At 50.1% G+C, this 12829-nt stretch carries 11 protein-coding genes; 9 read left to right on the forward strand and 2 right to left on the reverse strand.

Going from position 1 to position 12829, the window contains the following annotated elements; all coding sequences use genetic code 11:
* The first annotated feature begins 234 nt into the window (after nucleotides 1-234).
* Both R3187_RS16820 and R3187_RS16825 read left to right on the forward strand, forming a co-directional pair.
* Nucleotides 235-1122, forward strand: coding sequence for a LysR substrate-binding domain-containing protein (locus tag R3187_RS16820; protein WP_318968220.1), 888 nt, complete (start codon nucleotides 235-237; stop codon nucleotides 1120-1122).
* A gap of 210 nt (nucleotides 1123-1332) precedes the next feature.
* Entirely contained in the window at nucleotides 1333-1857 is a 525-nt protein-coding gene (locus tag R3187_RS16825; RefSeq protein ID WP_318968221.1) for a tetratricopeptide repeat protein, read from the forward strand.
* Between the two features lie 610 nt (nucleotides 1858-2467).
* Here the strand turns inward: R3187_RS16825 and lepB are convergent.
* Complete coding sequence (gene lepB, locus R3187_RS16830) at nucleotides 2468-3184, reverse strand: signal peptidase I (RefSeq protein WP_318968222.1); 717 nt, start codon at nucleotides 3182-3184, stop codon at nucleotides 2468-2470.
* Nucleotides 3185-4198: 1014 nt separating this feature from the next.
* Nucleotides 4199-5224 (reverse strand): S-methyl-5-thioribose-1-phosphate isomerase, encoded by a 1026-nt coding sequence (gene mtnA / locus R3187_RS16835; RefSeq protein WP_318968223.1) that lies wholly within the window; start codon nucleotides 5222-5224, stop codon nucleotides 4199-4201.
* Nucleotides 5225-5327: 103 nt separating this feature from the next.
* Here mtnA and mtnK point away from each other — a divergent pair, with 103 nt between their 5' ends.
* From mtnK to R3187_RS16870, 7 genes are all read left to right on the forward strand, one after another.
* Nucleotides 5328-6542 carry an S-methyl-5-thioribose kinase gene (mtnK, locus tag R3187_RS16840; protein ID WP_318968224.1) on the forward strand — a complete coding sequence of 405 codons (1215 nt, stop codon included), beginning with the start codon at nucleotides 5328-5330 and terminating at the stop codon, nucleotides 6540-6542.
* A gap of 158 nt (nucleotides 6543-6700) precedes the next feature.
* Nucleotides 6701-7393 (forward strand): ABC transporter ATP-binding protein, encoded by a 693-nt coding sequence (locus tag R3187_RS16845; RefSeq protein WP_413229039.1) that lies wholly within the window; start codon nucleotides 6701-6703, stop codon nucleotides 7391-7393.
* Complete coding sequence (locus tag R3187_RS16850; protein ID WP_318968225.1) at nucleotides 7369-8352, forward strand: HlyD family efflux transporter periplasmic adaptor subunit; 984 nt, start codon at nucleotides 7369-7371, stop codon at nucleotides 8350-8352. The genes R3187_RS16845 and R3187_RS16850 overlap by 25 nt, the downstream gene beginning before the upstream one ends.
* Nucleotides 8349-9374, forward strand: a complete 1026-nt coding sequence (locus R3187_RS16855; protein WP_318968226.1) for an HlyD family secretion protein — start codon at nucleotides 8349-8351, stop codon at nucleotides 9372-9374. The genes R3187_RS16850 and R3187_RS16855 overlap by 4 nt, the downstream gene beginning before the upstream one ends.
* On the forward strand, nucleotides 9364-10566 hold the full coding sequence (locus tag R3187_RS16860) for an efflux RND transporter periplasmic adaptor subunit (RefSeq protein WP_318968227.1): 1203 nt from the start codon (nucleotides 9364-9366) through the stop codon (nucleotides 10564-10566). The genes R3187_RS16855 and R3187_RS16860 overlap by 11 nt, the downstream gene beginning before the upstream one ends.
* Before the next feature lie 4 nt (nucleotides 10567-10570).
* Complete coding sequence (locus tag R3187_RS16865) at nucleotides 10571-11806, forward strand: ABC transporter permease (RefSeq protein ID WP_318968228.1); 1236 nt, start codon at nucleotides 10571-10573, stop codon at nucleotides 11804-11806.
* Between the two features lie 93 nt (nucleotides 11807-11899).
* A complete protein-coding gene (locus tag R3187_RS16870; RefSeq protein ID WP_318968229.1) occupies nucleotides 11900-12814 on the forward strand; it encodes an exo-alpha-sialidase in 915 nt (304 codons plus the stop codon).
* Nucleotides 12815-12829 lie beyond the last annotated feature (15 nt).

Genomic DNA, 12829 nt, shown 5'->3' on the forward strand with positions numbered 1-12829 from the left:
TACTGGCTTAAAGTTTCCGCTGCTGGCTTAGCGTTGCTCTGTCGCGTTATCTGGTTTTGCAGGCATTGCTGATCCAGGCTGGTGCAAAGCAGCAGATCACCGGCGCCAGTTTAAAGCTATGCTATTGTTTTAGCGTTATTTTAATGCAAAAAGAAAAGTGGTTTAACTTTTGCAGCCAGTTTGTCATTAATGGCTTGTATACTAGCCTGCATCGAACACCAGGTATTACCGATTATGACTATTCATACGCCACTTCGTGGCTTGCGCTGTTTTTGCGTAGCGGCCGAGTGTTTAAGTTTTAAAGAAACCGCCAAGCAGCTGTATTTAACGCCGTCGGCGGTAAGCCACCAGATAAAACAGCTGGAAGATAACTTAAACCTCAGTTTGTTTGAACGCAAAACCCGCGCTATTGCGTTAACGGAAACCGGCAAACGCTTTTATCAGGAAGTGCAACCGCTGCTGGCCCAGCTGGCCGATACCATTGCGCAGTTCAGCCAGGTTGAACGGATGCAGGAAGTCAGTATTTCAATGCCGGAGTTTTTTGCCAGCGAGCTGTTTGTACCGAAACTGATTGGCTGGTCAGCACAGTATCCGAATATAAATTTAAAGCTGGAAACGGTGAAATCACGCCGAGACAGCCCGAAATATACCGACTTATCGATTATTTTATCCGGCAAGCAGCCTGACGAGCCCCAGGCTTATGATCTGTTCCCCATCAGCTATGTACCGGCCTGTAACCCGGCGCTATATGCGCAAATTCACGGTAAAAGTTACCGGGCGCTGGAAAAAACCCCGCTCATTCTGCATCAGGCGCGGCCACACGCCTGGCATCAGTGGGCTGAACATGTCGGCTATCACAACTTCAAGCCAAAGCAGATCATTCAACTCGACAGTATGTTCAGCGTGGCCCGCGCCGCCCAGCAGGGCCTGGGGGTAGCGCTAATTCCATTACCTATCAGCCAGAGCTGGTTTAGCAGTGGCAGCCTGGTAAGGCTGTTTGAACAGGAACTGCTAAGCCGCGATCGCTATTACCTGGTGCGCCACGATGACGATGGCAACCGGCCGGAAATTCAGTTGCTGATTGACTGGGTGTTAAAGAGTTTTCAGCCAGCTAACGGCTAAAACCAGCAGCTGTTAACCGTGTTCGCGTAGCAGCCTTTTATGACAGTTACAGGACGTTCAGCGCGAAGTATAGGTGAATTTTCTTAACCTATCGGTGTGATTTATCTCGTTTGTCAGACCAGTTGCTACTGGCTAAAGTATCCCTGTCGCCGCAAAAACTTTCCCTTCGAAAGGCCGGTGACCCAAATTTAAACCAAGGGAGAATACGACATGACATTCACAGCCAAAAAATTTGCTACCGCCGTGGCACTGAGCGTGCTGGCCTCAAGTCCATTTCTCGCTTCAGCTGCGAGCAATGGTTACAAAATGGTGTTAATTGAAGACACCCCGGGCGTCACGACCATTCAGGCAGGTCAGTTACAGCAAGGCATCAGCGAAGTAACCAACTATCGCGGTGCTGAAGCAGACAGCTTCTCATTACACATGAGCCTGTGCGTCGCTTACAGCCGCTTAAACCAGATTGATCTGGCCCAAAGCGCCTGCAGCAAGGCAGTAAGCCTGGCACAAACCACCCAGGCAGTACCAAGTGATGCCAAACGCGAAATGCGCGCCCTGGCTTACAGCAACCGCGGTGTAATGCACGTACTGGCCAGCGACAAAGTCGCCGCGCTGGAAGATTTTAAGCGCGCAGTATCGTTAAATACCAACGATATTAACCAGCACAACCTGGCACGCTTAACCGCCGATATTAATGGCGTTGAAACCAATCAAATTGCCTACAACAGCGCGGAATAAGCTGTTTTAGCTGTAACCTTATTAACTGTAAAAAGTTTTACCCCGTTTTACCCTCGTCCTTTGCCCGGTTAATTTAACCGGGCTTTTTTTATTCAAATTTAAAAAATAGTTGTTAAGGTTCAAGTTGCCCGAAGCATCGACACAACAAAATATGCTACACCAGCGACCAGAATAAATTTTAATGGGGTGCGTTTTTTCTTAGATAGTCTGGATAGAAAATACAAAACCAGCGTAAATGCGACAGCACCTAACAAAGTAGAATGGCTATATTGCATGTCTTAGTTCCCGCTTTTGTCGTTGCTTAAACTGATTTCGCACTCAGCTTCACTTATCTGTTTCACGGTAAAGCTATCAGTATAAAAAACCCGGTCACTAAAACTAATTTCAACACGCTTTGTGTTTTGTGCAGCCGGTTTTACCGCAAAGCTGCAGGGTGTTATCACAAAACTTTTCAGTTCTTTGCTAAGCCTGACATTCTGGTTAATTACAGTATGCATTTTACCAGAAACCACTCTGGTAATTGGCAGCTCAGGCTCGGCAGCGCCAAGTAGCGTTATTAACGTAAGTAACATATTGTCCTTATCAGAATTCTGAACCTAAATTATTAGCACTAATCCTGCTCAAAACTTACCTCGAGAAAAATGCTGTTAGCTCCATATCTTGAGCCAAATTTGTAAAGCACTTCCCCGTTAATACGGGATGAATTTACCGGCCCAAAGTGTCGGGAGTCTATGCTGCCGCGTAAATTATCATCCAAAACAAAATACTCGTTTGCTTTAAGGGTAAACGCTGATTGCCTTGATGCGCAGCGCTCGTTTTCATTAAACAGCTGGCCAACCCAGTTATTCGCCAGCGAATAGTGATAGCCGTTTACATACACCAGATGATTACAAATTTTTATATCATCGCCCGGCACCCCGTGCACGCGTTTAACGTAGAATCTGCCATCATCTCTGCTAAATAAAATAAAGCGCTCAGGTGTTAGTTCTAAAGGCTTTGGATCAACAAGCGCATGGTCACCATGGATAATTGTTGGGTAGCTCGAAATACCATCAGCTGCAATCGTGAAATAACCGTTGATGCCGCCAACTCTTATCGAAAATAACAGCAGTGCCAATGCCAGGATAAAATACAGCCCTGCTAATAATTTGCCTCTGTTAAAAACGATGTACGTTTGAAAGATAATTAACAGCAGAATAAAGGCGATTGAGATCAGCTCGTGCAAAAACCCGAAAGCAATTACGAAGCTATTGACCACATAGGAAAATATAAATAAAACAAAAAAATTGAGGATAATAACTTTAAACACACTAAGTTTTTTTAGCATTTAAAACCCACTTAGCTGACAACGAACTACATACGCCAACTAAATTAGTTTTCTGGCGACCCAAACACACACCGCACAACTTAGCAGCATGCAAATAAACTGATAACTGCCGGCTGATAACAACAGATAATGGCCAATGAAGTGATCGTAAAGCGCAAACAATACACCTCCCATTATCACGCCTAAAAAGATTAACGGTAGCATTGTTATTAATTCTGAGTTGCGTTCTGTCACTGTAAAATCCTTAAACGAAGCATCATTCCCATTCATATCTAACACATTGAAAAACAAGAGTTACAAACATCAATTGAGAAAATACTACAACACAGTGTTAACCAACCTTAATATCATTCAGCGTTTTCAACGTTTCGTAGAAATAGTTTTGAAAACAATAAATAAGCCACAAAAGCGCTTATCGCCGTTATTGACGCTTTAGCTATAACCGGAGTTTCAGGGAAGAAGAAATCTAAAGAAAAAAACATCACTAGCACTACAAGCACGGTAAGAATTGATACAGTATTTTTTTTCATTGCGCTAACCCCGCATTGCTGATGTGTTCAACATTAAAAACCGCACCAGCTACTTGCGCGCTCTGCTGCTTTACCGCATTAGCGCGAAACAATCCCTGTTCTGCCACAACAACCTCAAACTTCTATTGTGTTTACAACACTGCAAACTTTGTAAGTTCGAGCAAGCTAATATGTTTCGATTTAATAAACAATAATTTGTTATATTCTTTTTTGTTATATTAATATTACTTAATCAACAAATTAACAGGGGGGGGTAAAGAAATCAGTTACTTAACACTAGTATATTTGGCCTATAAAAAATTGCTGAAAAACTGCTTGCTTAAATTTTAAACAAGTTGGCGGCGACTTGAAGACAGCTATCGACTGCAACGCTCGCCCTGGCTCGGCACAGCAACTCCTGTTTGCTCACGCAAACACTCAGACACTCTGTGCCGACCAATTCGAGGTTCCAGCCGCTCACTGTTGCTTGGGTATGTTCACAAGGTCAGGCAAACTGCTTTAACACACCGTTGGCAATATCCGCCTGACTATAAACACCAGTATCCAATACCCAGCCGGTGACTAAACTGGCAGGGGTTACGTCGAACGCCGGGTTAAATACCGGAGCGTTTTCCGGCGCCCAAAGCGTCTGGCCGAAGGCGCCGCTGACGCCGCGTACTTCATTGCCGTCGCGCTGTTCTATCGGAATAACGCTGCCATCGGCGCAGTTTAAATCGACGGTGGTGTGTGGGGCGACCACGTAAAACGGTACCTGATGATATTGCGCCAGCACGGCCAGTGAGTAAGTGCCAACTTTATTGGCAAAGTCGCCATTGGCGGCGATGCGGTCTGAGCCGACAAAAATCCGGTCTACCTGACCACGGGCCATTAGCATCGCTGCCATATTGTCGCAAATAAGCTGATACGGAATACCGAGCTGCTCGCATTCCCAGGCGGTTAAGCGGCCGCCCTGCAGCAAGGGTCGGGTTTCATCAACCCAGAGCCGGATATTTTTACCCTGCTGGTGCGCCAGATTTATTACCCCCAGCGCGGTGCCTACCCCGGCAGTAGCCAGGCCACCGGTATTGCAATGGGTTAGCAGCTGCTCGTCGGGTTGCACCAGGGCGGCACCATGGGCGGCCATTTGCTGACATAACGCCACATCCTCAAAAAACAGCGCTTCAGCGCAGGCCACTGCGTTTTTAGCATAATCAGGCCCGGTGAGTGCCTTAAGCATACTGTCGATATTGTTCATCAGGTTAACGGCGGTTGGCCTGGCGGCGCGCAGTATTTCAGCGTCCTGGCGCAGTTGCTGGCAGCTTACGCCCTGCTCTGCCCGCACGGCCAGCAGCAGGCAGGCACCGATACCAATGGCCGGCGCACCGCGCAACTGCAGCTTTTTAATCATGTTAACCATCTCTGCTACCGTATTACATGGCAGCCACTGCTGACGATGCGGCAGCAAGGTCTGATCCAGCACGAAAAGCTGGCCCTGTTCGGTTTTCAGGCTGAGCGCCGTTAAATTTTGCATGACTTATTCCTGCTTAACGCTTTGTTAGATATTGCAGACGGCTATCGGGTTTGCGATTATGCAGCCCAGCTTTTGTCTTTACAAGTAACGGTGCCCCTGATCAATGACTACAACAACGAGTGAGTACAAAACCTTTAATGCCGATGATGCCATCGCTTTTGCTGATGAGCACAGCGAACTGTTTGGCGATCACAGTAAACTTAGCGCAGAAGAGTTTGGTGACGGCAATCTGAATCTGGTATTCAGGGTAGAGAATGACAAAGGTACCTCGGTAATTGTAAAGCAAGCCCTGCCCTACGCCCGCTGTGTTGGTGAAAGCTGGCCGCTTACCACCGACCGGGCACGGATTGAAGCAGAAGTATTGAAAATGCACCGCCGCTTTTGCCCGGAGCATACCGTTGACGTGCGTTATTTTGACCCGGTAGCCTGCGCCATTTTAATGGAAGATTTAAAAGCCTTCCGCATTTTACGCACTGAGCTTAACGCCGGGAAAAAGTTTAACCATCTGGCGGCGCAAATGGCGAAATACATGGCCAACACCCTGTTTTATACCAGCGATTTTGTGCTGAGCAGCGAACATAAAAAAGCCGAAGTTGCCCGTTTTTTAAACCCGGAACTGTGCCTGATCACCGAAGATTTATTTTTTACCGACCCGTACTGCAACCACGAGCGCAACAATATTGAGCCGTCGATTCTGGAAAAAGCCAAAACCCTTTGGCATGACGAGGCGTTAAAAGCCGAAGTGGCCGCGCTGAAAGCCGATTTTCTCAGTAAACCACAGGCATTGCTGCATGGCGATTTACATAGTGGCAGTATTTTTATTGATGCCGAAACCTGCAAAGTAATCGATGCGGAATTTGGCTTTTATGGCCCGGTAGGTTTTGATGTCGGCACCTTACTGGGTAATTTACTGCTTAACTATTTAGCCTGCCCTGGCCTGCATGACGCCGATGATGCCGCTGAACAGCAAGCCTTTTTGCTGGAACAAGCTGAGCAGTTATGGCAACAGTTCAGTGAAATATATACCGAGCTGATGGCCCGGGAAACCCAGGATCCGGCGCTGGAAAACAGCTTATATCAGCAGCGCTTTTTGCAGCAGGTGTTCCGCGATACCAGTGGCTATGCCGGATGTGAGCTGATCCGGCGCACCGTTGGCCTGGCTCATGTCGCCGATATGGATAGCATCAGTGATGCCGGTAAGCGGGCGCAGTGTCAGCGTAATGCGTTAAAACTGGGCCGCGAACTGATAATGCAACGCCATGAATTAAGCAATATCAGCCAGTTACTTAATCTGGTGCGCTATCAGCAGGCAGACTGAGCCGGCGGTTTCTACAACTAAGTAAAGCCGGCCTGACGTTTATTACATCTGCTTACAATTAATCAACCTGCTAATCCATCGGATGGCAATAAGTGGCTGTCCGCATAGTTTAGCTTATGGCAAACTGTATCGATTCTAACCACAAACAGATGAAGCGGATGATTACAGCGAACGGCCTTTATAAGAATTTTGGCAGCGGCGACAGTCAGGTCCAGGCACTGCGCGATGTCAGTCTGAGTATTGCCGAAAACGAGTTTGTTGCCATTATGGGCAGCTCAGGGTCTGGCAAATCGACCCTGATGAATATTCTCGGTTGCCTCGATACGCCAAGTAGTGGCCAGTATCAGCTGGCGGGTCAGGTAATTGGTCAGCTGGATGATGTCAGCCTGTCGGCCATGCGCAACCAGCATATCGGCTTTATTTTCCAGTCTTTTCATCTGTTGCCCAGGCTGACTGCCGCTCAGAATGTGGCGCTGCCGCTGCGCTATACCGACACCGAGCCGGAACAGGCTATCGACCGCGCTAATGCGCTGCTGGATCAGGTTGGCCTTGGTCATCGCAAAGACCATAAACCACATGAAATGTCAGGCGGCCAGCGCCAACGGGTGGCGATTGCCCGGGCATTGATAAACCGGCCGAAAGTGATTTTTGCTGACGAGCCCACCGGTAATCTGGATAGCAAAACCTCGAAAGAAATTATGCAATTGCTGTGCGATTTACATCAGCAGGGCAATACCATCGTGATGGTAACCCACGAAGATGAGATTGCCGCCTATGCCGGCCGGGTGATCCGGATGCGCGATGGCCAGATCACGGAGGACAGTGCATGTTCAACAAAACGTTCTGCCTGATCCTGCTGGCAGCCAGCCTGCCGGCATTCAGCACAGACAATGCCGCAGCGCCCGCAACCAGCAGTGAGCTGCCCTTATTGCTAACCGGTACCCTGCAGTCTGCCGACAGGCAAAGTATCGTTGCGCCGATGACCGATAACTGGCGGGTGCAGGTGCAGTGGTTACAAAGCGAAAGCGAACCGGTCACAACCGGCGATTTAATTGCCGTATTTGATGCCGGTAATATTCAGGCCCAGATAGAGCAGCTGAAAAGCAGCCTGATTAACCATCAGGAGCGGCTGAACCAGCTGAACAGTGAGCATAAACAGGCGGTAATGGAAGCCGAATTCGAGCTGAACCGGCGCCAGTTACTGCTGGAAAAAGCCGGCATCGATGCCGGCGTGCCATTGGAAAATTTAAGCCAGTATGATTATGAGCAGTACCAGCTGGAACAAAAAAGGGCCCGCACCGAAGCGAGCAAAGCCGCCGAGCAACTGGCGGTAGCCCGGATCACTGCGGATGCAGCGTTAAGTAAACAACAATTGCAGATTGAGCAAACCCGCGCTGAGCTGAATGACGCGGAAAACCTGCTAAGCCGGATGAGCGTTTATGCCACCCAGGACGGTAATATCAGCTATGGCAACCATCCGTGGTACGGCACCAAAATTTATGCCGGGGTTACCGCCCAGCCAGGCTGGATAATCGCCGAGCTGAACCGCAAAGAAAATTTGTATATTGAAGCCTGGGTGCATGAAACCGATCTGCCCCGGCTGCAGCAGGCCGACAAGCTGCAGGCCCGGTTTGATATTGCACCTGATCAGCCTTTCGCCGTTAAGCTCAGCGAACTGGCGCAACAGGGTGAGAAACGCCAGCGCTGGGGCACGGCCCTGTATTACAAAGCGTCGTTCAGTGCCGCCAGTTTACCGGTTGCCAGCCCGATGCTGGGTATGGGCATGTTAATTGAGGTAGCAGCCGAATGATCAGCATAAAACCCCTGTTATACGGCGTAAGTTTAGGCTTAAGTACCCTACTGCTAAATGGCTGTCAGCAGGAAACAACCGCCGGCCCGACCAGCAACGTGGTCAGCCATGTGCGGGCTACCGGCGAGTTAACCGCGGCTAATTCATTTAAAGCCTCGCCCCCCAGTGTCAGCAACATGTGGCAATATAATATTAAACAGCTGGCACCGGAAAGCAGCATGCTAACCGAAGGCGCCGTGGTGGTGGCATTTGACGGTCAGCGGCTGGTCGATGAGCTGAACAATAAAAGCATTGAGCTAAAAAGTGCCGAACAGGAACTGGCCAACCGCCTGCGCAGCGATGAGCAAACTTTTGAAGAGTTGAAGCTGACCCTGGCTGAGCGGAAAATGGAATATGACCGCGAACAACGCAAAGCCGAAATTGTTGACCAGTCACGCTCGGCCAATGACCGGCGTAAAGCCCAAATCGACTTTACCATTGCCGACAACCAGTATCAGCTGGCGCAGGCCAGACTGGCCAGTCATCAGCAACAACGCCGGGCCGAAGAGCAAATGCTGGTGGCCAAAGTCAGCCGCCTGCAATCGGAAGTCAGCGAGTTGCAACGCAGCATTGCCAGTATGCAGGTTAAAGCGCCGTTTGAGGGGGTAATGGTGTACAGCATGGGGTTTGATGGTGAAAAGTTCTCGGTCGGCGACAGTGCCCAGTTTGGTCAGCCGGTAGCGGAAGTCAGCCAGCTTAACAGCCTGTATGTCAAAGCTGAAATTGATGAAATTGATTTAAAACAACTGCAACCGGGTTTGGCAGTTGAGGTGACCCTGGATGCCTATCCGGAGCGGCGTTTTAACGGCGTGCTGCAAAGCCTGGGCAATGCGGTGCGGGATAAATCGAACGATAACCTGCGACGGGTAGTAGATGCCAGTGTCAGCCTGACCAACCTCGATACCGAGTTGATGCGGCCTGGCATGACCGCCCGGCTGAATATCAGCCTGAGCACCACAGAAGGAGCGGCCAATGCAAATTAAGCTATTCCGGCCGCTGCTGGCCACAGCAATAACTTTGGGATTAGTTACCCTGGCCGGTTGCAGTGAACCGGCGTTACAGATCCCGGTTTATCAGGTGGAACCCGATACCCTGATCCATAAAGTTCATACCGAAGGTGAATTATTCGCCGTTAACTCGGTTACCGTCAGCGCACCACGCAATGTGCAGGGCCCTCGCTTTATTGCCAGCCTGGCCCGCGAATACAGCCGGGTGGAACCGGGTGATGTGGTCGTTACCTTCGATGCCACCCAGCTGGAACGCGCTCAACGCAAAGCCAGCTCCAGCCTTAGCAGCGTGCAGGCCGACGAGCAGCAAAAACTGGCCGAGCAGCAAAAAGAGCAAAAAGCGCTGGGGCTGGATCAAACCCTGATAGCCCAGGAGTTTAATTTTGCCGATCGCTTCAGTATTGACGATGTGCAGATCCGCTCCAAGCTGGAAATTCTCGATTCAATGCAGAATAAAGAGTATCTGGGTGAAAAGCAGCAATATCTGGGCTGGCAGGAACAAAGTTTCGCTCAGCGCAGCAGTGGCGAGCTGGAGTTGCTGCAACTGCAACGCGGCCAGCAGCAAAGCCTGCTGCAGCAGGCAGAAAGTGGTTTAGCCGCGCTGGAAGTCAAAGCTCCTCATGCCGGTATTTTGTTGTTTGACACCAACTGGCGTGGTGAAAAACCGGAAGTGGGCGGCATGGTGTTTCCCGGCTCGAAAATTGGCAGCATTCCGGATTTAAGTCTGCAGCATCTGAAGCTGCAGGTAATAGAGCAGGAGGCAATTGGCCTGGCCGCCGGGCAGCGGGTAACCTTTTACCTGGCAGCCTGGCCTGATAACGTGCTCAGCGGCAGCATTGTCTCAGTGGCCGCGGTAGCTCAGTCGCGGGAGCGGCGCGACCCACGCAAATATATCGAGGTTATTGTTGCCCCTGAGCAGCAAGACCCGAATTTTATGCCGGGCATTAAAGTTATCGCCACCTTATGGGTAAACGAAAAACCTGAAGTATTAAAAGTACCGCTGCAAGCCATTTTCAGTGAACAGCAGCAACTTTATGTCTATAAACGCAATGGCAGCGGCTTTGTTAAACAGCCAATCAGTATTGGCAGTAAGAGCCTGAGCCACGCCCAAATTAGTACCGGCCTTAGCGCCGGTGATGAAATCGCCCTGATTAATCCGGAAAGCTGACGCCATGAAACATACGCCATTGATAAAAGATACCCTGGCCGAACTGGCGCAGCACAAGCTGCGTACTTTTTTAACCCTGCTGGGGATGATTTTTGGGGTAGGCGCTGTTATCGCCATGCTGAATATCGGCGAAGGCGCTGAGCGCGAAGCCTTAAAAACCATTGAAACCATGGGCCTGCGCAACCTGATAGTGGAAGGACGTAAGTTTGATGAAAAAGTGCTGCAGGAACAGCGCAAGCACTCGCTGGGCTTGAACCAGAGCGATATTGATGCTGCAGTTGCCACTATTCCCGGCGTAACGTCGTACAGTGCCGAGCGAATGCTCGACACCCATGGTATTTACAGCCACACCGGTAAAAGTGACGGCGCCGCTATTGGTGTATCACCAAGCTATATGGCACTGAGCAAGCTGCAGTTTGTGGCAGGCCGTAACTTCACTGAACAGGAAAACCGCTACGCAGCCCAGGTGGCCATCTTAGGCGCCCGGGTCGCGCAGAGTTTATTTCCCGATGGCGATGCGCTGGGTAAACCGGTAAAAGTTAACCATGTCTGGCTGCAGGTGGTCGGCGTACTGGCCGAGCCCTATGCCGGCAGTGATGAATTTCAGGGTATTAAACTTGGTGGCGAACAAAACCAGCTGTTTATGCCGCTGAACACTGCCCAGACCCGCTTTAAAGCCGAGCCATTAACTGCTGAGCTTACCTCATTCCGGCTGCAGCTAAGTGAAGACGCCAATAATGCGTTAAGCGCCCGCGCTCTGGATTTTTTATTAAAACAACGCCACAACGATATCGATGACTACAACATTATTGTGCCGGCTGCGTTACTGGCCCAGCAAAAACAAACCCAGCAAATCTTTAATATTGTGATGTCGTGCGTTGCCGGCATATCCCTGTTAGTCGGCGGTATCGGCATTATGAATATTATGCTGGCTACTGTTTTGGAGCGCACCAAAGAAATTGGCCTGCTCAGGGCAGTGGGTGCCACCCGGCGCGACATTAAAATTCAGTTTGTGGCCGAGAGCTTTGCTATCGCCATTCTTGGCGGCTTACTGGGTATTGTATTCGGTATTTTATTGTCAGAGCTTATTGCCGTTTACTCTGACTGGGCTGTCAGCTGGTCATTGCTGGCCATTGGTTTATCGTTCAGTATCTGTGCCTTAATCGGCGTGGCCTTTGGAGTTTATCCGGCGATTAAAGCCTCCGAGCTGGACCCGATAACGGCACTGCAAAGCGAATAGAGAAAGCGCAAAGTCAATAATCAATCAGCGGCGCTATACTGGGGTCTGTAATAACGCTCAGCGGATTACCCCCCTGCAAAGTGAGGAAAGTCGATGTTAACGGCACGCTGTATCTGGCAACAGGCTGAGCATAATGCCTTTACCGACCTTATCTGGTTTAAGCAGGCATTGTGGTGTGTGTTTCGCGAAGGTAGTGCCCACGTTTCGCCTGACGGTGCCTTCCGGCTGCTACGTTCAGCTGATCTGGGCCACAGCTGGCAAAGTGCGGCGCTTATCAGCGCCACTGATGCTGATTTACGCGACGCGAAACTCAGCATTGACCCTGCTGGCAAACTGCTGTTACTGGGTGCCGGTGCTTTGCATAACCGTGACCAGCAATCACATCAATCTTATCTCTGGCAATCCGAAGATGGTTACAGCTGGACAGCAGCCACGCCGATTGGTGAGCCGAATATCTGGTTGTGGCGGATGGCCTGGCAGCAGCTTCCCAGGCAGATGCCTCACTGCTATGCCGTGGGATACCACACAGGCCCGGATAAACTGGTTAGGCTATATCAGGGCGACAGTCCGCTGCAGTTAGCACCAGTGACCGATTTACTCAGCGGCCAGTATGCCAATGAAAGCGGCTTGCTGTTCGAGCCCGATGGCACCGCGTTGTGTTTACTGCGCCGCGACCCGGAACATGGCTTATTCGGCCAGAGCAAACCACCTTATACCCACTGGCAATGGCAGGATGTTGGCTGGAGGATTGGCGGGCCGCAATGGTTGCAACTGCCTGACGGCCGTTTACTGGCTTGCGTCAGGCTATATGATGACGAGGTACGCACCAGTTTATGCTGGATTAACCGCCGAACTGGCAAGTTAACCGAATGGCAAAGCCTGCCCTCAGCCGGCGATTGCAGCTATGCCGGCATGGTGCTACAGGGTACTAAGCTGTATATCAGCTACTACTCATCGCATCAGGGTAAAACCAGTGTTTATTTCACCGAACTAAGCTTAACCACCTGAAAGCTTAGCCGACTC

Source organism: Arsukibacterium sp., assembly GCF_033721375.1.
GTDB lineage: Bacteria > Pseudomonadota > Gammaproteobacteria > Enterobacterales > Alteromonadaceae > Alishewanella.

Excerpts from the sequence above, each read along its gene's own strand:
- R3187_RS16820 (WP_318968220.1), top strand. The coding sequence starts at position 235 with ATGACTATTCATACGCCACTTCGTGGCTTGCGCTGTTTTTGCGTAGCG.
- R3187_RS16825 (WP_318968221.1), top strand. The coding sequence starts at position 1,333 with ATGACATTCACAGCCAAAAAATTTGCTACCGCCGTGGCACTGAGCGTG.
- lepB (WP_318968222.1), bottom strand. The coding sequence starts at position 3,184 with ATGCTAAAAAAACTTAGTGTGTTTAAAGTTATTATCCTCAATTTTTTT.
- mtnA (WP_318968223.1), bottom strand. The coding sequence starts at position 5,224 with ATGCAAAATTTAACGGCGCTCAGCCTGAAAACCGAACAGGGCCAGCTT.
- mtnK (WP_318968224.1), top strand. The coding sequence starts at position 5,328 with ATGACTACAACAACGAGTGAGTACAAAACCTTTAATGCCGATGATGCC.
- R3187_RS16845 (WP_413229039.1), top strand. The coding sequence starts at position 6,701 with ATGATTACAGCGAACGGCCTTTATAAGAATTTTGGCAGCGGCGACAGT.
- R3187_RS16850 (WP_318968225.1), top strand. The coding sequence starts at position 7,369 with ATGTTCAACAAAACGTTCTGCCTGATCCTGCTGGCAGCCAGCCTGCCG.
- R3187_RS16855 (WP_318968226.1), top strand. The coding sequence starts at position 8,349 with ATGATCAGCATAAAACCCCTGTTATACGGCGTAAGTTTAGGCTTAAGT.
- R3187_RS16860 (WP_318968227.1), top strand. The coding sequence starts at position 9,364 with ATGCAAATTAAGCTATTCCGGCCGCTGCTGGCCACAGCAATAACTTTG.
- R3187_RS16865 (WP_318968228.1), top strand. The coding sequence starts at position 10,571 with ATGAAACATACGCCATTGATAAAAGATACCCTGGCCGAACTGGCGCAG.
- R3187_RS16870 (WP_318968229.1), top strand. The coding sequence starts at position 11,900 with ATGTTAACGGCACGCTGTATCTGGCAACAGGCTGAGCATAATGCCTTT.